Origin of the sequence: Arachnia propionica (genome assembly GCF_003932785.1) — a bacterium.
Classification (GTDB): domain Bacteria; phylum Actinomycetota; class Actinomycetes; order Propionibacteriales; family Propionibacteriaceae; genus Arachnia; species Arachnia propionica_B.
The window spans coordinates 1-23,371 of the sequence record NZ_RQYT01000009.1 but is presented as its reverse complement, the minus strand read 5'-3'; the positions used below and the strand labels follow the sequence as shown (position 1 = coordinate 23,371).

Sequence of the window (23,371 nt, the reverse complement as noted above, 5' to 3'; positions counted from 1 at the left end):
GTGATCTCGCTCATCCTGATCTGGCTGCTGAGGGTCTACCTGCTCGTCCTGTTGGGACGGGTGCTGCTCTCCTGGGTTCCCCTCTTGGCACCGCAGTGGACCCCGCGCGGTCCGGTGCTCGTCCTGGTCGAGGGCATCTACTTCGTGACGGATCCGCCGATCCGCCTCCTCCAGCGTCACATCAAGCCGGTGCGGCTGGGAGGGGTGTCCCTCGATCTCGCGGTTCTCGTCCTCTTCTTGGCGGTTCAAGGGTTGATCTGGCTCGTGGTGCTCCTCCCGGTGTGATTTCCCGCCGATTCCCCCTTGAACTCACGTTGGACGTACGCGAACATTAGAGTAACCTGAACGCCAACCCCAATGTTTCTCAGCATTGGGTCTGAGTTTCTACGAACTGGGAGATGAGAATGAGCCTGACCCTGGAAGAGGTTCGACGAGTCCGATTCCGGATGGCACGGCGGGGGGCCACCGGTTACGAAGTGGGGGATGTCGACACCTTCATCGACAAGGTGGAGGAGTCCTTCGCCCAGTTCGAGAACGAGCGTGAGGTCCTGCGCCGCGAGGCGGAGGCGGCCCGCAACTCGAGTGTCGCCCCGGGGTTCGACGATCGGACGATCGCCGTCAAGGACCAGGAGATCGAGTCGCTGCGCGCCGAGGTCGACCGCCTGCGCGCCGAGGTGACCAACGCCCAGAACCAGACCCAGGTCATGACACCGCTGCCGGTCTCCGACGACGGCCGGGTGCAGCAGCTGTCCCAGGACAACCAGCGCCTGCGTTCCGAGAACGACCGGCTCCGTCGCGAGCTGGACGAGGCGCGCACCGCGCAGGTGAGCCAGATCTCCGGCAAGGCCGAGACCCTCACCGTCGCGACGCGCGAGGAGGCCACCCCGGCCGTCGTGAGGCTCGTCTCGCTGGCCACCGAGCAGGCCGAGAAGCTCGTGGAGGAGGCCAACACGGAGGCCCAGCGCAAGCTCGACGAGGCCAAGCGTCAGGCCTCCGAGATCACCATCGACGCGCGGACCAAGGCCGACCGGGTGGAGTCGGAGGCCCGCGTGAACGCCGAGCAGATGGCTCGTGAGGCCCGGGAGCGGGCGGAGCGCGTCAACGGCGAGGCCGACCGTCGTCGTGCCGAGCTCTTCGCCGAGCTGGAGCGCGAGCAGGCCATCCTCACCCGCAAGGTGGCGGCCCTGCGCGGCTTCGAGGCCACGTACCGTGACAACCTCCGCAACTACGTCGGACGTCACCTCGAGGGTCTCGACCGCGACCTGCCCGAGCCGCTCGACGTCCCGGAGCTGGCCGAGCGTTCCCGCACCCCGCGTCTCGACGCGCTGGCGAACCAGGATCTCCGGGCCTGAGCGTCAACCGTGGAACACTGTCCGGTGGAGGTGTAGTCTCCACCGGACAGTCTTTCTGAATTCAAGGATCATCATGGCAACCACGACAGCTGAGGAGCCGGAGGCTCCGAAGTCGCTGCCCATCCGGGACGGCGAATCGCCCTGGACCGACGAGGAGATCAGGGAACAGCGTGAGGACCTGGTCGACGAGTTGGAACGCCTTGAGAAGAAGGTCGCTGCCTCGGATCAGGAGCTGAGCGACCTGCTGCTGCACGGCAACGACGGCGCCGGGCGGGATCCCGCCGACGTCGGTTCGTCGAACTTCGAGCGGGACCAGGAGCTCTCCCTGGCGCAGAACGCCCGGGAGATGGCGGATCAGGCGCGGCTGGCCCTGCACCTCTTCGACGAGGGCAACTACGGGCTGTGCGAGATCTGCGGGGAGCCGATCGGCAAGGGCCGGTTGCAGGCCTTCCCGAGGGCCACCCTGTGCGTCACCTGCAAGCAGAGGGAGGAACGACGCTGACCCGCCGCCCCCTCGTCCTGCTGGCTGTGGGTGTCTGGCTGGTGGGGTTGGGGATCGATCAGGCGACGAAGGTCCAGGTGCTGCACTCCCTCACCCCGGGAGTGCCCCACGAGGTCGTGGGCACGGTGCTGCGTTTCACCCTGGTGTTCAACCCCGGGGCGGCGTTCGGACTGGGCACGTCCTTCACGGTCGCGTTGAGCATCTTCGCCATGGCCGCGATGATCGCCTGCCTCGTCGTGGGGCTGCCCCGGGTTCGCACCGTCTTCCACGCGCTGCTGCTCGGCCTGCTCATGGCGGGCATCTCGGGCAACCTCCACGATCGACTGCTGCGTCCCCCCGGCGTGCTGCAGGGACACGTGGTCGACTTCATCCAGCTGCCCCATTTCGCGATCTTCAACATCGCCGACATCTGCATCACGGTCGCGGCGGGCCTGCTCATCCTCTCCTCGTTGCGGGCACCGGCCGCCAAGGAGGAGGAGGCCGAGGAGGCCCGATGAGTGTCCTGCTCGTGCCTGACCCCCTGGACGGCGAGCGAGTCGACGTCGCCCTGGCCCGGATGTCGGGGTACAGCCGGTCCAGGGTGGGCGAGCTCATCGCGGCCGGGGGAGTGCTCCTCGACGGCCGGCCAGTCGCCAAGGCCTCCCAGGGGGTGACGGCGGGCGCGCTCCTGGAACTCGTCGCGGAACCCCGACCCGACCACGTCGTCGTGCAGCCGCGGCTCGCCGACGGGCTCACCGTCATCCATCAGGACCGTGACATCGTCGTGGTGGACAAGCCTCCCGGGGTCGCCGCCCATCCCAGCCTGGGGTGGGACGGTCCCTCGGTGACGGAGCACCTCGCCGCAGCCGGGATCTCGGTGGCGACGTCGGGGGCTCCCGAACGCCAGGGCGTGGTGTCCCGACTGGATGTCGGCACCTCCGGCCTCATGGTCCTCGCCCGGTCGGAGCGGGCCTACTCGGTGCTCAAGCAGGCGTTCCGGGACAAGGCGGTCGAGAAGACCTACCAGGCGCTGGTGCAGGGACACCCCGATCCGTTCGTCGGCACGATCGACGCCCCCATCGGCAGGCATCCCGGACACGAGTGGAAGATGGCCATCGTGGAGGGGGGCAGGCACAGCATCACCCATTACACGGCCCTGGAGGCCCACCGTGCCGCCACCCTCCTCGAGATCGACCTGGAGACGGGGCGCACCCACCAGATCCGGGTGCACATGGCGGCCATCGGACACCCCTGCTGCGGCGACCCGCTGTACGGGTGCGACCCGCAGTTGGCGGCCCGGCTGGGGCTGGAACGGCAATGGCTCCACGCGGTCCAGCTCGGATTCCAGCACCCGGTCGAGGGGGATTGGGTCACCTTCGAGTCGCCGCTGCCCGACGACCTTGCGAACGCATTGCGTGTCGTGCGCCACGACTAGGCGTGCCCCAGCATCTTCGCGATAGGCTGTAGCCGTGCGTAGAGCTAAGATCGTTTGTACCCTGGGTCCGTCCGCGAACACCACCGACCGGTTGGTCGAACTCATCAACGCGGGCATGAACGTCGCCCGCCTCAACATGAGCCACGGCGACTACGACGAGCACGAGGGTCGCCTCAACGCCGTCCGTGAGGCCGCGTTGATCACCGGGCGCACGGTCGCCGTCCTGGCCGACCTCCAGGGCCCCAAGATCCGTCTCGGCAAGTTCGCCGGGGACCAGAAGTACTTCCTGGAACGCGGCGACCGCTTCACGATCACCATCGAGGACATCCTTGGGGACAAGGAGCGTTGCTCCACGACCTTCAAGGGCCTGCCGGGGGACGTCAAGCCCGGCGACCACATCCTCATCGACGACGGCAAGGTCGGTCTGCGTGCCGTCCAGGTGAGCGACACCGATGTTGTGTGCGAGGTCATGGTGGCCGGGACGGTGTCGAACAACAAGGGCATCAACCTGCCGGGTGTGGCGGTCTCCGTGCCCGCCATGAGCGAGAAGGACGAGCGTGACCTGCGCTGGGCGCTCACCAAGGACATCGACATGGTGGCCCTGTCCTTCGTTCGCACCGGCGACGACATCAAGCGGGTCCACGAGATCATGGACGAGGTGGGGCGTCGCCTGCCCGTCATCGCGAAGCTGGAGAAGCCGCAGGCGATCTCGAACCTCCAGGACATCATCGACGCCTTCGACGCCTTCATGGTGGCCCGTGGCGACCTCGGCGTGGAGCTCCCGCTGGAGGAGGTGCCGCTGGTTCAGAAGAAGATCATCCGCGCCGCCCGCAAGTGGGCCAAGCCGGTCATCGTCGCCACCCAGATGCTGGAGTCGATGATCTCCGCCCCGCGCCCGACCCGCGCGGAGGCCTCGGACGTCGCCAACGCCATTCTCGATGGTGCCGATGCGGTCATGCTCTCCGGTGAGACCTCGGTCGGTGACTACCCGGTCATCACGGTGCAGACCATGGCCCGGATCGTGGAGAACACGGAACGGGAGGGGCATGCCGAGATCAATGCGATCGAGTGGGACCCCCACACCACTGGTGGTGTCCTGGCCAAGGCCGCCGTCGAGGTGGCCCAGCGGGTGGGTGCCCGCTACCTGGTGGCGTTCACCAAGTCGGGTGACACGGCCCGCCGTCTCTCCAGGCTGCGTCCCTCCATTCCGCTGCTCGTCTTCTCCCCCGAGAAGACCACCCAGCAGAACATGACCCTCACCTGGGGTGTGGAGACCCACATCACGCCGAACTTCACCGTGCAGGAGCAGATGGTTGACACCGTCGACTCGTACCTGCGGGAGCGAGGCATGATCGAGGTCGGCGAACGCATCGTCATCCTGTCGGGATCCCCGATGGGTGTTCCCGGCAAGACCAACAACCTGCGGGTCCACAAGGTCAAGGTCAAGGGCGAGATCGATCTCTGATCCTGAACACGGCGACGGGGGAGGTCCTGCGGGGCCTCCCCCGTCGGTCGCGTCCCCCAGTCTGTGGCGGGACCGCAACTTCCTGACGTTCTGGGGCGGGCAGGCGCTGAACCAGTTCGGTTCCCAGATCACCCCTGTGGCGATGTCCACCCTGGCGATCCTGACCCTGGGGGCCACCGAGGCCGAGGTGGGCTACCTGCGGGCGACGTCCGTCCTCGCGTTCCTGCTCATCGGCCTGCCCGCCGGGGCCTGGATCGACGGGCTGCGCAAGCGTCGCGTCATGCTCGCCGCCGACGGTGTCAGCGCGCTGCTGCTGGTCCTCGTCCCCGTCCTGTTCTTCCTCGGCCGGCTCGAACTGCCCCACCTCTACGTCATCTCGTTCCTGCTGGGCGTCGGCTCGGTGTTCTTCGACGTCTCCTACCAGAGCTACGTGCCCGCCCTCGTGGGTCCCCTGCGGATCCCTGAGGCGAACGCCAGGCTTGAGGCCAGCCAGCAGCTGTCACGGATCGTGGGGCCGGCCGTCGCTGGCTGGCTCGTCGCGCTCCTGGCGGCTCCGCTGGCGCTCCTGGCGACCGTCACCGGGATCTGTGGCTCATTCGTGGCCCTGCTGCGCACCAGGGACGGCGAGCGTCCCACGCCCAAGGGGCATCGTCCGCCGGTTGGGGCCGCCATCCGGGAGGGACTGGCGTGGGTCTTCGGGGACGATCGGCTCCGGCGGATCGTGGCCACGTCGTGCCTGTTCAACCTCGGCCAGACGATGGTGGGGACGCCGTTGGCGGTCCTCATCCTCCGGCATCTCGGTTTCGGGCCCGAGGTCATGGGCCTGCTGTTCGGCCTGGGCGGGGTCGGCGGTCTCGTCGGGGCGATCGCCAGCAGACGGATGTCACGGCGCATCGGCGAGGGCCGGATGATCGTCATCGGCGTGACGGGGGCGGCGCTGCTGCTCGTGCTGCAACCGCTGGCGGCCGTGGTCGGTGGGCGGGCCGCTCTGGCGATCATGGCCGTCCACAGCGTCCTGGGCAGCGTCTTCATGCTGCAGTACAACATCGCCCAGGTGAGTTACCGCCAGCGCATCACCCCCGCGGGTCTGCTGGGACGTACCAACGCGAGTGTGCGTTTCGTGGTGTGGGGGGTCGTGCCGCTCGCGGCCTTCCTGGGTGGCACGCTGGCGGGCTGGCTGGGGATCGCCCCGACCATGGCCATCGGGGTCGCCCTGTGCCTGGTCGGGGTCCTTCCCGTCGCCACCGGTCCCTTCTGGCGGGGACGGGAGGCCTTCAGCGGATCCGTTCCGCCCTGAACTGCAATGCAGGGGCCGCGAAGGAGTCCTGAGCAGCGATGAGCTGCAACTCCCGGGTTCCCGCCGCCAGAGTCCGTTCCAGCATCCCGAACACGCTCGAGGTCGTCCGCTCCAGGGCCTCGGACAGCGAACCCGTACCGAGCAGGTGCGCAGTGAACAGGGCCGCGGTGACGTCGCCGGAGCCGTTGTACTTCATGGGCAGTCGAGGTGTGGTGATGAGCCAGGCCTCGTCGGCGCGGGCCGCGATCATCGAGAGCCTCTCCTCACCGTTCTCGGGGAGTTCGACGGAGGTGACGAGCACCGTGGATGGGCCGATGCTGAACGCCTTGTCCACCGCGTCGAGGGTGGAGTCGAGGTCCCGGGGGGTGGTGTCGGTGACGAAGCCCAGCTCGAACTGGTTCGGCGTGATGAGGTCGGCCCGACCCACGACCCGGTCGCGGATGAGGTTCTGCACCTCCGGGGCGACGAAACAGCCCGAACGCGCGTTGCCGAGCACCGGGTCGCAGGCGTAGATCGCGTCGGGGCTGTGACGCTTCACGGCGGCGACGGCGTCCAGGATGGCGTCGCCGATGTCGTTGCCGCCCTGGTAGCCGGACAGCACGGCGTCGACACCGGCCAGGCCGCCGCGCTCCTCGATTCCCGTGACGATGTCGCGGATGTCGCTCCCGCGCAGCATCGGACCACGCCAGGCGCCGTAGCCGGTGTGGTTCGAGAAACAGACCGTGTACACCGGCATGACCTCGACGCCGATGCGTTGCAGGGGGAACACCGCGGCGGAGTTGCCCACATGGCCATAGCTCACCGAGGACTGGATGGAGAGAAATCGCATGGTTGACATAGTGCCACCAATGGGAGGCGCCATGGACCCCCCCTCGTACCCGGCAGGGGACTTGAACCCCTACGACCGTGTGGTCAGTTGATTTTGAGTCAACCGCGTCTACCATTCCGCCAGCCGGGCAACGGGGCTCATTGTGCCACAGGACGAGGTGCCGGTGCACCCAAACCTTTGGCCGAAAGGGGGGTATGCGTCGGCGCGTCGGGGTCTGGCCTCGTCACGCGCGCTAGGATTCTCCCGAAGATTCCCCATCGTGACCTGATGGTACCCGGAGCGGAGATTGGAGCTTGGACATGGGCCAGACCCGGCCGACCAAGGTGCTCGTCGCAGAGGACGAGGCGCTGATTCGCCTCGACCTGGTCGAGCTCCTCACCGACGAGGGATTCGAGGTGATCGGACAGGCAGCGGACGGCGAGGAGGCTGTGAAGCTGGCGCGTGAGCTCGAACCCGATCTCATCATCATGGACGTGAAGATGCCCAAACTCGACGGCATCACCGCGGCCGAGACCATCGCGGAGGAGCGCATCGCGCCCATCGTGATGTTGACGGCCTTCAGTCAACGGGACCTCGTGGAGCGTGCCCGCGACGCCGGGGCGATGGCCTACGTCGTCAAGCCGTTCGACGCGTCCGACGTGGTGCCCGCCATCGAGATCGCCATGGGGCGGTTCGCCGAGATCAAGGCGATCGAGGAGGAACTGGCCAACCTGGAGGACCGGTTCGAGTCCCGCAAGATCATCGACCAGGCCAAGGGCATGCTGCAGGAAGGGCTGGGGCTCTCCGAGCCGGAGGCCTTCCGGTGGATCCAGAAGACGGCCATGGACCTGCGCAAGTCGATGCGTGAGGTCGCGGAGGGCGTCATCTCGCACAAGAAGAAGGGCTGAGCCCGTCCCGTCGGGGCAGCAGCCTGAGGGTCATCCGGCCGAGCGCGACGGTGTGGTCGTGCTCGTCGGTGACCACCACGGTGTAGACCGCCGAACCGGTGCCGATCCGCACCGCGGTCGCGACCCCCGTCACCGTACCGGAGCGGACGGCGGCGAGATGGGTCACGTTGAGGTCCACCCCGACGGGTTGCCGGTCCGGCTGGGCGGCGCACCAGGCGCCGATCGAGGCGAGGCCCTCGACCATGGCCGCCGTCGCTCCGCCGTGGAGAAGCCCGGCCGGTTGCCGATTCCCCTCGACCGGCATCACGCCCACCACGCGGTGCGCATCGGCCTCCAAGACCTGGAGGTCCAGCCGCTCGTGCAACTCAGCCGCGGGTGTCGGGATCGTCATGGCGGTCAGTCTCGCACAGTAGATTGGGGCCTGTGAACCGACTGCTGCTCATCGACGGACATTCCATGGCCTATCGGGCGTTCTTCGGGCTGCCCCCGGAGAACTTCACCACCTCGACGGGGCAGCACACGAACGCGGTCCACGGGTTCGTCTCGATGCTCATCGGCCTGCTCACCGCCGAGCAACCCACCCACGTGGCGGTCGCCTTCGACGTCGGCAGGGAGTCGTTCCGCAACGAGTCCTACCCGGAGTACAAGGCCACCCGGAGCGCCTCCCCGGTCGAGTTCCGCGGGCAGGTGGAGCTCATCAAGGAGGTGCTCGACGGGCTGCGCATCGTCCACGTGGAGTTGCCCGGCTACGAGGCCGACGACATCATCGCGACCCTCGCCACCCGGGCCGGGGGGGAGGGCTACCAGGTCCTCATCTCGTCGGGGGATCGCGACGCGCTGCAGCTCGTGACCGATGCCGTGACCGTGCTGTACCCGCGCAAGGGGGTCAGCGACCTGATGAGGATGACCCCCGCCGCCGTCGAGGAGAAGTACGGGGTGCCGCCGCAGCGGTACCCGGAACTCGCGGCCCTGGTCGGTGAGACGAGCGACAACCTGCCCGGGGTGCCGGGGGTGGGGCCGAAGACCGCCGCGAAGTGGATCACCACCTACGACGGGCTGGACAACATCCTGGCCCGCGCCGAGCAGGTGCCCGGCAAGGCGGGGGAGTCGCTGCGGACCCACCTCGAGGACGTCCGGCGCAACCGGAGGCTCAACCACCTGGTGCGGGACCTCGAACTGCCGGTGGGGCTCGACGCGATGGCCCGGCAGGACTGGGACCGGGAGGCCATCACGCAGCTGTTCGCCGCCCTCGAGTTCCGCAAGCTGAGGGATCGGCTGGCCGAGCTGTACGGCGGTGCGGCCGGCGCGGACGGGGAGAGCTCCGGGCAACCGGCCTTCTCGATGGAGGGGAGCGAACTCGGTCCCGGGGAGGTCCGGGCCTGGCTCGACGAGCACACCGATGCCGCCACGGCGATCGCCTTCGTGGGGTCGTGGGGGTCGGGGACCGGGGATCTCCAGGGTCTCGCCCTGGCCGCGGGGGAGTCGGCCGCGGCGTGGGTGGACTGCGCCGGGCTGAGCCCCGACGACGAGCAGGCCCTCGCCGCGTGGCTCGCCGACGAGCAGCGCCAGAAGATCGTCCATGACGGCAAGGGGCCGCTGCTGGCCCTGCGGGCGCGGGGCTGGGAGCTGGCCGGGGTGACCATGGACGTCGCTCTCGCGGCCTATCTCCTGCGCCCCGATGTCAGGGGCCAGGAGCTGGCGGACCTGGTGCAACGCCACCTGGGGCGGGAACTGGTCGCCGAGGCCGCTCAGCCGCAGCAGTCCCTCTTCGACGAGGACGACGGTGCCGTCGCGCGGGAGGCCATGCTCCGCGCCAGGGCCATCCTCGAACTGGCGGCGGAGCTGGGGCCGGAGCTGGACACGCAGCCGGCGGGTGAGCTGATGCGCACCCTGGAGCTTCCCCTCCAGGTGAGCCTGGCGCGCTGCGAGCGGCACGGCATCGCCGTCGACGAGGAGGTGCTGACGGGGCTGCGTCGGGAGTTCGACGACGCGGTCTCGGCGGCACAGCAGGCCGCGTTCGACGCCATCGGTCACGAGGTGAACCTCGGCTCCCCGAAGCAGCTCCAGACGGTGCTGTTCGAGGAGCTGGACATGCCGAGGACCAAGCGGACCAAGACGGGATGGACCACCGACGCGGAGGCGCTGGAGTCGCTGTACGCCAGGACCGAGCACCCGTTCCTGGCCGCGCTGCTGGCCCACCGGGACCGGATCAAGCTGCGTCAGACCGTCGACACCCTGCTCAGTGCGATCGGCGACGACGGGCGCATCCACACCACCTACGCCCAGACCATCGCGGCCACGGGACGGCTGTCCTCCCTGGATCCGAACCTGCAGAACATCCCGATCCGGACCGAACTCGGCCGCAGGATCCGGACGGCCTTCGTCCCGGGCCAGGGTTTCGAGTCCCTCATGAGCGCCGACTACTCGCAGATCGAGATGCGGCTCATGGCGCATTGCAGCGGGGACGAGGACCTCATCGCGGCCTTCGCCTCGGGCCGGGACTTCCACGCCGAGATGGCGGCGACGGTGTTCCGGGTCGAGCCGGGGGCCGTCACCCCGGAGATGCGCGCCCGGATCAAGGCCATGAACTACGGGCTGGCCTACGGCCTGTCCGCCTACGGCCTGTCCGCCCAGCTGGGTATCTCCACGGCGGAGGCGAAGACCCTCATGGACGACTACTTCTCCCGAGTGGGTGGTGTGAAGCGCTACCTCGCCGATGTCGTCGCCCAGGCCAGCCGGGTCGGCTACACCGAGACCCTGCTGGGACGTCGTCGTCTCCTGCCCGACCTGGACTCCACGAACCGGCAACGCCGTGAGATGGCGGAGCGGGCCGCACTCAACTCCCCGATCCAGGGATCCGCGGCCGACATCATCAAGCTCGCGATGCTGGGGGTGGAGCGTGCTCTCGCCACCGCGGATCTCAGGAGCCGGATGCTGCTGCAGGTCCACGACGAGCTCGTCCTGGAGATCGCCCCCGGGGAACGCGATGCCGTGGAGGATCTGGTGCGCAATGAAATGGGCACCGCCATGGATCTGGCGGTGCCCTTGGCGGTGTCCGTCGGGGTGGGGGACTCCTGGTTCACCGCCGCCCACTGAGGGCGGCGTGGCCCGGATCGCCCTGCGTCAGGCGGTCACCGGCTTGAAGCGGAAGAAGATGCGGGAGTCCCACTCATCGGTGTCCTTGTTGTGGTCCCAGCAGATGACGATGGCCAGGCTGGGATCACCCTCGAGGCGGACCAGGACATCCGAGTCGGGGTCGAAATCGGAGACCATGATCTTCTCGTCGGCGACGTACTCGTAGCAGCCCATGCGGCCTGCCGCGTCCCAGAGCTTGAGGACGTCGCCGGGCTGCAGCGCGCTCTTCCCGTCGGCGTAGAGCTGGTTCCCGACGGCGCCACCGTTCTGGTAGGTGTGGATCGACATCACGACCTGGCCCAGGGCGGAGCCGGGGGCGGGGCCACCGTTCCACCACGAGGCGGACTGGGGCTGGTTCTTCGGCGGTGCGGCGATGAAGTTGTCCTCGTCGAGACCGAGGGACAGGACGTCGGCCTCCACCCCCAGCCGTTCGATGGTGTAGCGGACCGGAATGAACCCGAGCTCATCCAGCGGCGAGCACTCGGTGGCGGCGGGGGACGACTCCGCGGGGGCATCCGGGGTGGTCGAGTCCGGGGAGGCTCCGTCGCTGGCCGTCGGGCTGGCGCTGGCCGACGGGGCGGGGGAGGTTGAGGACGAGTTGTTCTGGAAGATGAACAGGAGGGCGAGCGCGACGGCCAGCGCCACCGCGACGAGCGCCACTCCGATCTGGACCTTGCGGTTCTTGAGGGCTTCGGCGAGATTCACGCGACCTAGGGTAGTAGTAGACGCCCGGTGGACAAACCTCGCTTGCTCTTGGTGAACGTTTGGACGATGTTTGACCGCCCGCGGGTGCGGAATATAGGGTGGTTGGCAACTGTGGCCTGCCTGCCCTTGGACCGAGGAGGGCTGGCGCGTCCGAGCCCCGCGGGATCGGACAGGGCGCAGGGTCCCACGTTCCATTGTGAAAGCCCTACTACATGTCCTCCTCCTCCACTGAGGCTTCGACCGTCGTGGTCGACGATTTCGGCACTCCGGAAGCCTTCCTGGCCGCCGTTGACGCCACCATCAAGTACTTCAATGACGGCGACATCGTCTCCGGTACCGTCGTCAAGGTCGATCGGGACGAGGTCCTGCTCGACATCGGTTACAAGACCGAAGGCGTCATCCCCTCCAAGGAACTCTCCATCAAGCACGACGTCGATCCGTTCGACGTGGTCCAGGTCGGCGACGAGATCGAGGCCCTGGTCCAGCAGAAGGAGGACAAGGAGGGTCGCCTCATCCTGTCCAAGAAGCGCGCCCAGTACGAGCGCGCCTGGGGCACGATCGAGAAGATCAAGGAAGAGGACGGCGTGGTCTCCGGCTCCGTCATCGAGGTCGTCAAGGGTGGCCTCATCGTCGACATCGGTCTGCGTGGCTTCCTGCCCGCATCCCTCGTCGAGATGCGTCGCGTTCGTGACCTCCAGCCCTACGTCGGGATGGAGCTCGAGGCGAAGATCATCGAGCTGGACAAGAACCGCAACAACGTGGTCCTGTCCCGCCGCGCCTGGCTTGAGCAGACCCAGTCCGAGGTCCGCCAGACCTTCCTCAACCAGCTGCAGAAGGGCCAGATCCGCAAGGGTGTCGTCTCCTCCATCGTCAACTTCGGCGCCTTCGTCGATCTCGGCGGTGTCGACGGCCTGGTCCACGTCTCCGAGCTGTCCTGGAAGCACATCGACCACCCGAACGAGGTCGTCGAGGTCGGCACCCCGGTCACCGTCGAGGTCCTCGAGGTCGACATGGATCGCGAGCGCGTGTCCCTGTCGCTGAAGGCGACCCAGGAGGATCCGTGGCAGACCTTCGCGCGGCTGCACCAGATCGGTCAGATCGTGCCCGGCAAGGTCACCAAGCTGGTGCCGTTCGGTGCGTTCGTCCGGGTGGGCGACGGCATCGAGGGTCTGGTCCACGTCTCCGAGCTTGCCGAGCGTCACGTCGAGATCCCCGAGCAGGTGGTCTCCGTCGGCGACGACGTCATGGTCAAGGTCATCGACATCGACCTCGAGCGTCGCCGCGTCTCCCTGTCGCTCAAGCAGGCGAACGAGGGTCTGGACGTCGCCGCCGACGAGTTCGACGCCTCCCTCTACGGCATGGCTGACAGCTACGACGAGCAGGGCAACTACATCTACCCCGAGGGCTTCGATCCGGAGACCAACGAGTGGAAGCCCGGCTACGAGGAGCAGCAGGCCGCTTGGGAGCAGCAGTACGCCGAGGCGCAGGCGCGCTGGGAGGCCCACAAGCGTCAGGTGGCCGAGGCCGCCGAGGCCGAGCGTCAGGCTGCGACGGAGGCCGGCACCGGCTACGCTTCCACCTCCGTCGAGCCGACTGAGGGCTCCTTGGCCTCCGACGAGGCCCTGCAGGCGCTGCGCGACAAGCTGACCGGCGGCAACAGCTGATCCGACACAGCAATCACACTCCTCTGAGGCCCTGTTCCCTGGTGGGACAGGGCCTCAGAGAGTTCCAAGAGACAAACCCCTGCTGGGGGGTGTTCACTCCCGAAGGCCATGGTCCGCCGGGCGAACGTCCGCCTCCGCGCAGAGATGGTGCCGTCTGCTCTGCTAACTTTAAGCTAATTTTCTCTTCGGAGGTTGCCGAGGTGGTGGGGCGCTGTTACCGTGGATTCAAACCCCTATCTTGGAGGGGTAGTCACATGGAGGTGATTTTGCGATGCGTTCCCGAGTTGTTACTCTCCTCGTTTCAGTCACCATGGCCCTGGGGGGTGGTGCGACCGCGTCAGCGTTGTCTAACCCGACCGACCATGATTCGGAAGAGGCACGAAGGACAGCCATGGTGCAAGTGAGTCAAAGGGGAAGCCATGTGGCGTCAGTGGTCAAGAAGGTCGGTGACGAAGCGATAGCTGACGGCATCGAGCGCCTCGATCGTGCACCGGCTTTTCGAGATCTACTACAGCAGCTGAGTCCAGATGGCAAGTTGCTGAGCTATTACGCGGCAACACTCACTGAGGCTGACATTGAGGATTTGGTGCGAAACACCGAGGGGAAACACTTCGAGTTGACGGAGGTTGATGGCCAGGTTCAACTCGCTCTCGTTGAAGGAGAGGGTGAGCCGGTGGTTGAGCGAGTTTCCTTGTCAACGGGTTACGGCAGTTTGGGGGCCATGCCGCTGAAGCGCCTCCCTCGTTACGGATATGATTGCTGGCAAGCCTATGTGGCGGCCTATGCATTTGCGCTGGGAACAGGTATGGTTTGCTGGCCCGCCGGGTTGTGGGCTTTGGCTTGTAGCGCAGGTTCATCAGTTCTCTTTCCCATTAACTGGAATGATGCGTGCAGGTGAGTAGGGACGTGGATTCAGTGAGGAAACAGAGAATGGTATGGCCCGAGACCTTTGGGCGGCGGTTCATGTTCGCCACGGCCGTCTATCAGCCCGCGGCCTTCATCTCCTCCCTGCTGGTCGGCTGGTTCAAGCAGTTGCCACTCGCGGTGACCATGCTCGAGGTCTGGTTGTTGGCTTTCATCATTGCCTTGGTCATCTCCCTCGCGCAGGCTGCTGCCGCCCGGCCAGGTGTCTCGGTCTGGAAGCCGCTGCTACCAGTCTCAGAGGAAGAGTTCCGCCGCAGTTGATGGACGACGACAGGGCTCCCACATGATGTGGGAGCCCTGTCGTGTTCTCAGCTTGGCGTGCCCTCCCAGGGTGGGCAGGAGCACATGAGGTTGCGATCCCCCCAGGCGTTGTCGACCCGGCCCACCGGGGGCCAGTACTTGTCCACCCGGAAGGCGCCCGCAGGGAAGCAGCCCTGCTCGCGGGAGTAGGGGCGGTCCCACTCGGCGACGAGGTCCTCGACGGTGTGCGGGGCCCGGCGCAGGGGTGATTCCTCCGCCAAGACCGCCCCGGAGACGACCTCCTCGGCCTCGCGGGCGATGTCGAGCATCGCGGCGACGAAGCGGTCGAGCTCGGCGAGGGTCTCCGACTCGGTCGGTTCGATCATGAGGGTGCCCGGCACCGGGAAGCTCATGGTGGGGGCGTGGAAACCGTGGTCGATGAGCCGCTTGGCGATGTCGTCGACGCTCACCCCGTGCTTGGCGAAGCCACGGGTGTCGACGATGCACTCGTGGGCCACGCGGCCGTGCTGACCGGTGAACAGGATCGGATAGGCCTCGGACAACCTGCTGGCGAGGTAGTTGGCGCTCAGGATCGCCACCTTCGTCGCCTGGGTGAGTCCCGAACCTCCCATGAGCCGGATGTAGGCCCACGAGATGAGCAGGATCGAGGCCGAACCCAGGGGTGCCGCGGAGACGGCGCCGGGCTCTCCGGTGCGGGGATCGCTCGGCAGATGCGGGCGCAGGTGTTCCTTGACCCCGATCGGCCCCATGCCCGGGCCGCCGCCACCGTGCGGGATGGCGAAGGTCTTGTGCAGGTTGAGGTGACTGACGTCGCCGCCCAGGTCACCGGGGCGGGCGAGACCGACCAGCGCGTTCATGTTGGCACCGTCGATGTAGACCTGGCCGCCGTGGGCGTGGGTGATCTCGCACACCCGGGTCACGGTGTCCTCGAAAACCCCGTGCGTGGAGGGGTAGGTGATCATGACCGCGGCCAGGCGGTCCCCGGCCTCGGCGGCCTTCGCCTCGAAGTCCGCCACGTCGATGTCACCGTTGTCCAGCGCCGCGACGGCCACCACCTTCATCCCCGCCATCGCCGCGGACGCCGGATTGGTGCCATGCGCGGAGGTGGGGATGAGGCAGATGTCGCGTTGCTCACCGTTGGCCCGGTGGTAGGCGGCGATCGTCATGAGTCCGGCGTACTCGCCCTGGGCCCCGCTGTTGGGCTGCATGGAGAAGGCGTCATAGCCGGTGATCCGGCACAGCTTCTCCTCGAGATCCTCGACGAGTTGCTGGTAGCCGACGGCCTGCGATGCGGGGGCGAACGGGTGCAGGCTGGCGAACTCGGGCCACGTGATGGGCAGCATCTCCACGGCCGCGTTGAGTTTCATCGTGCAGGAGCCGAGCGGGATCATCGCCCGGTCCAGCGCCAGGTCCCGGTCGGAGAGGCGGCGCATGTAGCGCATCATCTCCGACTCGGCCCGGTTCATGTGGAAGACCGGGTGGGTGAGGTACTCCGACGTGCGCAGCAGTTCCTCCGGGATGGCGGGGGTGGTCGCCAGCTCGGTGACCGGCTCGATGCCGAACGCGTCCAGCACGAGGGACAGCGTCTCCAGGGTGGTGGTCTCGTCCACGCTGATCCCCACCCGGTCCCGGCCCACCCGACGCAGGTTGATGCCCCGCTGCTCGGCGGCGGCGAGGATGCCGGCCTGCCCCACCCCCACGGTCACGGTGAGGGTGTCGAAGAAGTGGTCGGGGGACACGACCGCCCCGCCGGCGCGCAGGGCCTCGGCCAGGGTCACGGCCATGAGGTGGACCCGCTGCCCGATGGCCCTCAGCCCCTGGGGGCCGTGGAAGACGGCGTAGAAGGAGGCCATGACGGCCAGTAGCGCCTGCGCGGTGCAGACGTTGGAGGTGGCCTTCTCCCGACGGATGTGCTGCTCGCGGGTCTGCAGAGCGAGCCGATAGGCCCGGTTGCCCGCGGAATCCTTCGAGACACCGACGATACGGCCCGGCATGGAACGCTTCAGCGCGTCCCGGCAGGCGAGGAAGGCCGCGTGTGGGCCGCCGAATCCCATGGGGACCCCGAAGCGCTGCGCGGAACCGATCGCGATGTCGGCCCCCATGGCCCCCGGCTCCTTGATGAGGGTGAGGGCCAGCAGATCGGTGGCGACGATGACGAGGGCGCCCGCGTCGTGCAGGGCCCGGCACCGCTCCGTGTGGTCCCGCAGGTGGCCATGGGTCCCGGGATGGGGGAGGAGCGCCCCGAACAGGTCGGTGGGATCCAGGTCCTCGACGTCGCCGACGATGAGGTCGATCCCCAGCGGCCGGGCCCGGGTGGCGAGCACGCTCAGCACCTGGGGGTGCAGGTCGGCCGCCGCGAAGAACCGGCTGCGGCGGCGTTTCCCGGCGGCGTGGGCCATGTTCATGGCCTCGGCGGCCGCCGTCGCCTCGTCCAGCAGGGAGGCGTTCGCCACCTCGAGCCCGGTCAGGTCACTGACCATGGTCTGGAAGTTCAGCAACGCCTCCAGCCTGCCCTGGGCGATCTCCGGCTGGTACGGGGTGTAGGCGGTGTACCAGGCCGGGTTCTCCAAGATGTTGCGCTGGATGGCCGGGGGAGTGATGGTGCCGTGATACCCCTGCCCGATCATCGAGGTGCGGACCTGGTTGCCGGAGGCGATCCGGCGCAGTTCCTCGATGGCGGCCCCCTCCGTCAACGGGGCCCAGTCGAGGGGGTCCTGCTGGCGGAGCCGGGCGGGGACGCACTGATCGATCAGCTCGTCGAGGCTGGAGACGCCAAGAGCCTCCAGCATGGTCGCCATCTCGGCGGGGCTCGGGCCGATGTGGCGCCGGTTGGCGAAGTCGTCGGGATCGTAACCGGTGGGCTGCCAGGCGGTCATCAGCCGATCAGCGCCTCGTAGGCCTGGGCGTCCAGGTACTCGTCCAGCACGGCCGGGTCCGTGACGGTCATGGTGAAGAACCACGATCCCTCGGGATCGGCGATCACCGACTCCGGGTCGTCGGTCACCGCCTGATTGACGGCCGTCACCACCCCGTCGGCGGGGGCGTTGATGCCGAAGGTGGCCTTCGTGGAGTCGAGCACCACCAGTTCCTCACCCCGGGTCACCTCGACGTCGAGCTCGGGGAGTTCGATGTAGACGATGTCCTGGAGTTCCTTGGTGGCGTGGGGGGTGAGGCCGACGGTGACCTCGTTGCCCTCGATCCGCAGCCACTCGTGTTCCTTCGTGTACTTCAGCATCTTTGCCTCCTCAACGTTTGTAGGAATGGGGGACGAAGGGTGGTTCGGTGACGGTCACGGGAACGCGACGGCCCCGCACCTCGGCCTGGAGCACCTCGCCGGGGGAGGGGGCGCCCGGCAGCATCGCCATGGCGATGGGGCCGCCGACGGTGGGGCCGAAGCCGCCGGAGGTGATCGTCGCGACGGGTTGGGTCGCGTCCGGCCCGGCGAAGATCGGGGTGCCCTCCCGCAGCACGGCGCGGCCCTCGGGACGCAGCCCCATCCGGAGCCGGGACGGCCCGGCCTCGAGCTCGGGCAGGATCACCTCAGCCCCGGGGAACCCGCCCTCCCGGGAGCCGCCCCGTCGACGAACCTTCGGGATCGCCCAACCGAGCCCCGCTTGGGCGGGGGTGATCTCGGGGGTCAGGTCGTGGCCGTAGAGTGGCATCCCCGCCTCCAGTCGGAGCGAGTCCCGCGCGCCGAGCCCGGCGGGGGCGACCTGGTCCATGGCGAGCAGGGCGCGGGCCAAGGGCTCGGCCCAGGCGTTGGGCACCGAGATCTCGAAACCGTCCTCGCCGGTGTACCCGGAACGGCTGATCCACAGCTCGACGTCCCGCCACGGCAGGATGCGGGAATCCATGAACACCAGCTCCGCCACCTCCGGGACGAGGGCGGCGAGGGCCTCCTCGGCGCGGGGACCCTGCAGGGCCAGCAACGCCCGGTCGGTCACGTGCTCCACGCTCACCCCGGCCAGGGTGCGGAGCAGCGCGAGGTCATGCTCGGTGCGGGCGGCGTTGACCACGAGGTACAGGTGCTCGCCGTGGTGGGAGAACATGAAGTCGTCCAGCACCCCGCCGGCGGGGTCGGTGAACAGCCCGTAGCGTTGCCGCCACGGTTTCAGACCCAGCACGCTGGCGGGCGTGAGTCGTTCCAGGGCGGTGGCCGCGTCGCCGAGATCGCCGGAGTCGGCACGGAGCAGCACCTGCCCCATGTGGCTGACATCGAACAGTGAGGCCGACTCGCGCGTGTGCAGGTGTTCGGGAATGACGCCGGCGAAACTGACCGGCAGCTCCCATCCAGCGAAGTCCACGAGACGGGCACCGAGCTCGGTGTGCAGGTCGTTCAGAGCCGTCGTGGCTGGTGACATGAGGACCCCTTCCTCCGATCCGTTGTTCAGCCTAGCGCTGACGCTACCCTGAGAAGGTGCGAATCGGGTTGACAGGTGGAATCGCCTCCGGCAAGTCGACGGTGGCCCGCGAACTGGAGCGCCTCGGGGCCCACATCATCGACGCCGATGTGCTGGCGCGCGACGTCGTCGCCCTCGGGACCCCGGGACTCCGCGAGGTCGTGGCCCGTTTCGGAGTGGGGGTCCTTGCCCCCGACGGCACCCTCGACCGGGCAGCCCTGGGCAGAATCGTCTTCTCCGACGACCGGGCGCGCGCCGACCTCAACGCCATCATTCATCCCCGGGTGAGGGAGCGGGCGCGGGAACTCGAGAGGTCGGCCCCGCCGGGGGCCATCGTCGTGCACGTCATCCCCCTGCTCGTCGAGACCGGGCAGGTGGACAGCTTCGACGAGGTCGTCGTCGTCGACACCACCGTCGAGCAGCAGATCGCGCGGCTCATGCGCCGCAACGGCTACGAGCGGGACGAGGCGATGCGGCGGATCGCCTCGCAGGCGAAGCGCGAGGAGCGGCTGCGCGCCGCCACCCGCGTCATCGACAGCTCAGGGCCCGTACCCGCGACGATGGCGCAGGTACGGGCCCTGTGGCAGGAGCTCAGTGGTTCCGGGACTTCTGGTCGATCCAGGACAGACCCATCGCCGACAGGATGAAGGCCATGTGGATGAGGGTCTGCATGAGGAGCAGCCAGGTGGCCTCGCCGCCCATCTTGTCGTAGTAGGACTTCGCCTCGACGAAGGTCTTGAGCAGGTGCACCGACGAGATGCCGATGATCGCCATGGCCAGCTTGACCTTGAGCACGTTGCTGTTGACGTGGCTGAGCCATTCCGGCTGGTCGGGGTGATCCTGCAGGTTGACCCGGGACACGAAGGTCTCATAGCCGCCAACGATGACCATGATGAGCAGGTTCGCAACCATCACCACGTCGACCAGCCCCAGCACCGCCAACATCATGTTCGCCTCGGTGAGGCTGTTGACGTGGGAGGCCATGTGCCACAGTTCCTTCATGAACGTGTACACGTAGAGCAGCTGGGCGCCGACCAGCCCCAGGTACAGGGGGGCCTGCAGCCAGCGGGAGGCGAACAGCAGTGCGGCCAGGGTGCTGGAGAACTGGCGGGGGGCCAGTTCGGGGGAGTTGGTCTCGCTCATCGGATCCTCTCGGCAACGGGCACGGGCCGGGACAGCATACCGGCTCCCGTCCCCGGGAAGAACTACTTGTTGGCCTCGATCATCTGCCGGAGCTCCTTCTTCAGCTCGGCGATCTCGTCACGGTGCCGGGCCGCCATCTCGAACTGCAGCTCCGCGGCCGCCTGATGCATCTGGGCGGTGAGGTCCTCGATGAGCTGGGTGAGCTCCTGCTCGGGAAGATTCCCGGCCCGCCGGGATTCCCTTCCCTCGAGGAGTCCAGCGGTGTCGGCGTCCTCGCGGTCCAGCATGTCGGTGATGTCGGCGATCCGTTTCCGTAGTGGCTGCGGGTCGATGCCGTGGGCGGTGTTCCAGGCCACCTGCCGCTCGCGGCGACGGTTCGTCTCGTCGATGGCCGCCGCCATCGACGGGGTGATCCGGTCCGCGTACATGTGCACCTGGCCGGAGACGTTCCGGGCGGCGCGGCCGATGGTCTGGATGAGGGACCGTTCGGAACGCAGGAAGCCCTCCTTGTCCGCGTCGAGGATCGCGACGAGGGACACCTCGGGCAGGTCGAGTCCCTCCCGGAGCAGGTTGATCCCGACCAGGACGTCGTACTCGCCCAGCCGGAGTTCCCGCAGCAATTCCACGCGTCGGATGGTGTCGATGTCGGAGTGGAGGTACCGGGTCCGGATGCCCGCCGACATGAGGTGGTCGGTGAGGTCCTCCGCCATCTTCTTCGTCAGGGTGGTGACCAGCACCCGTTCGTCGCGCTCGGCGCGGATCCGGATCTCGGCGAGGAGGTCGTCGATCTGGCCCCTGGTGGGTTTCAGGATGATCTCCGGGTCGACGAGGCCGGTGGGTCGGATGATCTGCTCGACGAAGCCCCGGCTGCGTTCCAGCTCGTAGGGTCCCGGCGTGGCCGACAGGTACACGGTCTGGCCGATCCGCTCGACGAACTCGTCGAACTTCAGGGGCCGGTTGTCGAGGGCCGAGGGGAGACGGAAGCCGTGCTCCACGAGGGTGCGTTTGCGGGAGGCGTCGCCCTCGTACATGCCACCGATCTGCGGGATGGTGACGTGGGACTCGTCCACGACGAGGAGGAAGTCCTCCGGGAAGTAGTCCAGCAGGCAGGCCGGGGCCGATCCCGCGGGGCGACCGTCGATGTGGCGGGAGTAGTTCTCGATACCGGAGCAGGTGCCGATCTGCCGCATCATCTCGATGTCGTAGCTGGTGCGCATCCGCAGCCGCTGGGCCTCCAACAGCTTCCCCTGGGCCTCGAGGTCGGCCAAACGGGTGACGAGTTCCTCCTCGATCCCGGCGATGGCGCGTTCCATCCGCTCACTTCCGGCGGAGTAGTGCGTGGCCGGGAAGACGTAGATCTCCTTCTCGTCGCGGACGACCTCGCCGGTGAGGGGGACGAGGGTGGTGATCCGTTCGATCTCATCCCCGAAGAACTCGACGCGCACCGCGTTCTCCTCGTACATCGGGTAGATCTCCAGGGTGTCACCGCGCACCCGGAACGTGCCGCGGTCATTCGACAGGTCGTTGCGGTTGTACTGGATGTCGACGAGGTGACGCAGCAGGGTGGAGCGGTCGTGCTCCTGGCCGACGCGCAGCGTGATCCGCTGGTCGAGGTACTCGGCCGGGGTGCCCAGGCCGTAGATGGCGGAGACGGTGGCCACGACGATGCAGTCGCGGCGGGTCAGCAGGGAGCTGGTGGCGGAGTGTCGGAGCCGTTCCACCTCCTCGTTGAGGGAGGAGTCCTTCTCGATGTAGGTGTCCGTCTGCGGGACGTAGGCCTCCGGCTGGTAGTAGTCGTAGTAGGAGACGAAGTACTCGACGGCGTTGTCGGGGAAGAACTGCCGCAGCTCGTTGGCGAACTGGGCCGCCAGGGTCTTGTTGGGTTGCATCACGAGGACGGGACGCTGCAACCGTTCCGCCAGCCAGGCGATCGTGGCGGTCTTGCCGGTGCCGGTGGCGCCCAGCAGCACGACGTCCTGCTCCCCGGCGCGGAGACGACGTTCCAGTTCCGCGATCGCTGTCGGCTGGTCGCCGGAGGGCTCGAAGTCGGCGTGAACCTCGAGGGGGGCGACCTGACGGCGCAGTTCATCAAGGGGTCTCATCGGCTCTCACCCTACTCCGCCGGGAACGACAATGGTCGGGACCGATTGCTCGGCCCCGACCATCGAAGAGATCTGTCAGGCGACCTCTTCGAGGCAGTAGGTCAGGTTCACGCTCGGCATGTTGTGGGTCTGCTCGGGCACCTCACAGACGGCAGACGCGTCCTCGATGACCTTGTTGACCTTGATCTCACCGGTTGCGCAGGAACCCACGGAGAACCCGTTGACTGTCGTTGGCTCCTCGACGTAGCACTTGCCCTCCTTGAACAGTGGCACCAGGCAGGCGAACTTCTGGTCTGCGGGCCGAGCCCTACGGCCCTTCTGACCGAAGGTGATGCCTGTGTAAGTGTCCGCGGCGCAGGCGTTCTGGGAGGACTCGACGGACGTGACCTTCCAGGAGAAGTCTTCCTTGCCGCACTCCACCGTCTTGGGCTCGACGTTGTCGTTGTCCTTGCCCTCGATGATGATGCAGTTGCCCGCCTTCAAGCTTTGAGTGGTCTGGAAGTGCTTCCAGATCCCGAAGGCGGAAGCACCCACGACGACGAGGCCGACGACGAGGCTGATGATGCCGCGGACGCCTCCGAAGGCGGGTCCCTTGGCGGCGGCTGCCTGCTGCTCGAGGTACTCCTGGTGGGCCTCCTCCTGCGCTTCCTGGGCGGCCTGCTGAGCGGCCTGCTGCTGCCACGCGGCGTGCTGCTGCCATGCGGCTGCCTGCTGCTGCTGAGCCCACGCAGCGGCCTGCTGCGGATCCGTCGGGATCTGGTTGGGATCGAACGGCTGCCCGGGCTGGGGGGTGGGGGGCTGGGTCATGGACAATCCTTCACTTTTGGGGACACCAGATGTTACTCACACCTCCCACCCTGTTGTCCAGAGCAGTTCGGACCCAGGGGCTGGTGGGGACGAGGTGGCAGGGCGATGCGTCATGGGAATCCAGGTCGCTCCTCGTCCGTTGGTCGAGCCGGACCGCGAGCATCGCGAGCCGTCCGTGTAGGACCACCGCAACCACATCCTGAAGCCCGAGGGCACCCTCCCTCCGGTGGTCGAGCCGAGGCCGAAGGCCTCGTGTCGAGACCTCCGCGACGGTTCCTGCGAATCCTCACCGGGTCTCGACTATCGGGCGCGCCGCGCCCTCAGCTCGACCAGCGGGGAAAGGGAACCTTCGACCCCGCGACGGGAGTCAACTGGCGGTCGCCGTCGCAGGAGTTCGCCGCGCTGCTTCGCCGCTGGTCGAGCCGGACCGCGAGCCTCGCGAGCCGTCCGTGTCGAGACCTCCGCAACCCTCCCAGCGAACCCT

22 protein-coding genes and 1 tRNA gene are annotated in these 23,371 nt (G+C 67.7%); 13 read left to right on the top strand and 10 right to left on the bottom strand.

Features of this window, described 5'->3' with window-relative positions; genetic code table 11:
* The 7 genes from EII35_RS05820 to EII35_RS05790 all read left to right on the top strand — a co-directional run bounded on the left by EII35_RS05820 (position 1) and on the right by EII35_RS05790 (position 6,030).
* A complete protein-coding gene (locus tag EII35_RS05820; protein WP_125227519.1) occupies positions 1–285 on the top strand; it encodes a YggT family protein in 285 nt (94 codons plus the stop codon).
* Positions 286–404: 119 nt separating this feature from the next.
* Complete coding sequence (locus EII35_RS05815) at positions 405–1,352, top strand: DivIVA domain-containing protein (RefSeq protein WP_185744197.1); 948 nt, start codon at positions 405–407, stop codon at positions 1,350–1,352.
* A 73-nt stretch (positions 1,353–1,425) separates the two neighbouring features.
* Positions 1,426–1,854 carry a TraR/DksA family transcriptional regulator gene (locus EII35_RS05810; RefSeq protein WP_125227517.1) on the top strand — a complete coding sequence of 143 codons (429 nt, stop codon included), beginning with the start codon at positions 1,426–1,428 and terminating at the stop codon, positions 1,852–1,854.
* Complete coding sequence (gene lspA / locus EII35_RS05805; RefSeq protein WP_185744196.1) at positions 1,818–2,351, top strand: signal peptidase II; 534 nt, start codon at positions 1,818–1,820, stop codon at positions 2,349–2,351. The genes EII35_RS05810 and lspA overlap by 37 nt, the downstream gene beginning before the upstream one ends.
* Positions 2,348–3,268 (top strand): RluA family pseudouridine synthase, encoded by a 921-nt coding sequence (locus EII35_RS05800; protein WP_125227515.1) that lies wholly within the window; start codon positions 2,348–2,350, stop codon positions 3,266–3,268. The genes lspA and EII35_RS05800 overlap by 4 nt, the downstream gene beginning before the upstream one ends.
* 34 nt (positions 3,269–3,302) lie before the next feature.
* Positions 3,303–4,733 (top strand): pyruvate kinase, encoded by a 1,431-nt coding sequence (gene pyk / locus EII35_RS05795; protein ID WP_125227514.1) that lies wholly within the window; start codon positions 3,303–3,305, stop codon positions 4,731–4,733.
* The gene (locus EII35_RS05790) at positions 4,666–6,030 is read left to right on the top strand and encodes an MFS transporter (protein WP_125227513.1); all 1,365 of its coding nucleotides are present in this window, start codon (positions 4,666–4,668) and stop codon (positions 6,028–6,030) included. Before pyk ends, EII35_RS05790 begins: the two co-directional genes overlap by 68 nt.
* Here EII35_RS05790 and pdxY read toward each other — a convergent pair.
* Both pdxY and EII35_RS05780 read right to left on the bottom strand, forming a co-directional pair.
* On the bottom strand, positions 6,008–6,859 hold the full coding sequence (pdxY, locus tag EII35_RS05785) for a pyridoxal kinase PdxY (RefSeq protein ID WP_125227512.1): 852 nt from the start codon (positions 6,857–6,859) through the stop codon (positions 6,008–6,010). The genes EII35_RS05790 and pdxY overlap by 23 nt on opposite strands.
* A gap of 46 nt (positions 6,860–6,905) precedes the next feature.
* A tRNA-Leu gene (locus tag EII35_RS05780) sits at positions 6,906–6,988 on the bottom strand.
* A gap of 170 nt (positions 6,989–7,158) precedes the next feature.
* Here EII35_RS05780 and EII35_RS05775 point away from each other — a divergent pair.
* Positions 7,159–7,746, top strand: coding sequence for an ANTAR domain-containing response regulator (locus EII35_RS05775; protein WP_125227511.1), 588 nt, complete (start codon positions 7,159–7,161; stop codon positions 7,744–7,746).
* On the opposite strand, the gene EII35_RS05770 is transcribed toward EII35_RS05775, so the two are convergent.
* Positions 7,721–8,137: a PaaI family thioesterase gene (locus tag EII35_RS05770; protein WP_260465028.1), complete on the bottom strand. Its 417-nt coding sequence runs from the start codon at positions 8,135–8,137 to the stop codon at positions 7,721–7,723. The two genes, EII35_RS05775 and EII35_RS05770, sit on opposite strands and share 26 nt — an antisense overlap.
* A 32-nt stretch (positions 8,138–8,169) precedes the next feature.
* On the opposite strand from EII35_RS05770, the gene polA reads away from it, so the two are divergent.
* Positions 8,170–10,842, top strand: coding sequence for a DNA polymerase I (gene polA / locus EII35_RS05765; RefSeq protein ID WP_125227510.1), 2,673 nt, complete (start codon positions 8,170–8,172; stop codon positions 10,840–10,842).
* Between the two features lie 27 nt (positions 10,843–10,869).
* Here the strand turns inward: polA and EII35_RS05760 are convergent, their stop codons facing one another.
* On the bottom strand, positions 10,870–11,586 hold the full coding sequence (locus EII35_RS05760) for a class F sortase (protein ID WP_125227509.1): 717 nt from the start codon (positions 11,584–11,586) through the stop codon (positions 10,870–10,872).
* A 212-nt stretch (positions 11,587–11,798) separates the two neighbouring features.
* Here EII35_RS05760 and rpsA point away from each other — a divergent pair, with 212 nt between their 5' ends.
* The 3 genes from rpsA to EII35_RS05745 all read left to right on the top strand — a co-directional run bounded on the left by rpsA (position 11,799) and on the right by EII35_RS05745 (position 14,435).
* Positions 11,799–13,250, top strand: a complete 1,452-nt coding sequence (rpsA, locus tag EII35_RS05755) for a 30S ribosomal protein S1 (protein WP_125227508.1) — start codon at positions 11,799–11,801, stop codon at positions 13,248–13,250.
* A 430-nt stretch (positions 13,251–13,680) separates the two neighbouring features.
* Positions 13,681–14,148, top strand: a complete 468-nt coding sequence (locus EII35_RS05750) for a hypothetical protein (RefSeq protein WP_125227507.1) — start codon at positions 13,681–13,683, stop codon at positions 14,146–14,148.
* 32 nt (positions 14,149–14,180) lie between these two features.
* Positions 14,181–14,435: a hypothetical protein gene (locus EII35_RS05745; protein ID WP_125227506.1), complete on the top strand. Its 255-nt coding sequence runs from the start codon at positions 14,181–14,183 to the stop codon at positions 14,433–14,435.
* Positions 14,436–14,482: 47 nt separating this feature from the next.
* Here EII35_RS05745 and gcvP read toward each other — a convergent pair whose 3' ends face one another.
* Genes gcvP through gcvT form a run of 3 tightly spaced genes read right to left on the bottom strand, consistent with a single transcriptional unit; the run spans position 14,483 to position 18,796 of the window.
* Positions 14,483–17,311: an aminomethyl-transferring glycine dehydrogenase gene (gcvP, locus tag EII35_RS05740; protein ID WP_125227505.1), complete on the bottom strand. Its 2,829-nt coding sequence runs from the start codon at positions 17,309–17,311 to the stop codon at positions 14,483–14,485.
* Positions 17,311–17,670 carry a glycine cleavage system protein H gene (locus EII35_RS05735; protein WP_125227504.1) on the bottom strand — a complete coding sequence of 120 codons (360 nt, stop codon included), beginning with the start codon at positions 17,668–17,670 and terminating at the stop codon, positions 17,311–17,313. The genes gcvP and EII35_RS05735 overlap by 1 nt, the downstream gene beginning before the upstream one ends.
* A gap of 10 nt (positions 17,671–17,680) precedes the next feature.
* Positions 17,681–18,796 carry a glycine cleavage system aminomethyltransferase GcvT gene (gene gcvT, locus EII35_RS05730; RefSeq protein WP_125227503.1) on the bottom strand — a complete coding sequence of 372 codons (1,116 nt, stop codon included), beginning with the start codon at positions 18,794–18,796 and terminating at the stop codon, positions 17,681–17,683.
* 56 nt (positions 18,797–18,852) lie between these two features.
* On the opposite strand from gcvT, the gene coaE reads away from it, so the two are divergent.
* Complete coding sequence (gene coaE, locus EII35_RS05725) at positions 18,853–19,482, top strand: dephospho-CoA kinase (protein ID WP_125227502.1); 630 nt, start codon at positions 18,853–18,855, stop codon at positions 19,480–19,482.
* Here coaE and EII35_RS05720 read toward each other — a convergent pair.
* The 3 genes from EII35_RS05720 to EII35_RS05710 form a co-directional block, all read right to left on the bottom strand.
* Positions 19,427–19,978, bottom strand: a complete 552-nt coding sequence (locus EII35_RS05720; protein ID WP_125227501.1) for a TIGR00645 family protein — start codon at positions 19,976–19,978, stop codon at positions 19,427–19,429. The two genes, coaE and EII35_RS05720, sit on opposite strands and share 56 nt — an antisense overlap.
* A 62-nt stretch (positions 19,979–20,040) precedes the next feature.
* Positions 20,041–22,080: an excinuclease ABC subunit UvrB gene (uvrB, locus tag EII35_RS05715; RefSeq protein ID WP_125227500.1), complete on the bottom strand. Its 2,040-nt coding sequence runs from the start codon at positions 22,078–22,080 to the stop codon at positions 20,041–20,043.
* A 75-nt stretch (positions 22,081–22,155) separates the two neighbouring features.
* Positions 22,156–22,887 carry an LppU/SCO3897 family protein gene (locus EII35_RS05710; RefSeq protein ID WP_125227499.1) on the bottom strand — a complete coding sequence of 244 codons (732 nt, stop codon included), beginning with the start codon at positions 22,885–22,887 and terminating at the stop codon, positions 22,156–22,158.
* Between the last annotated feature and the right edge of the window lie 484 nt (positions 22,888–23,371).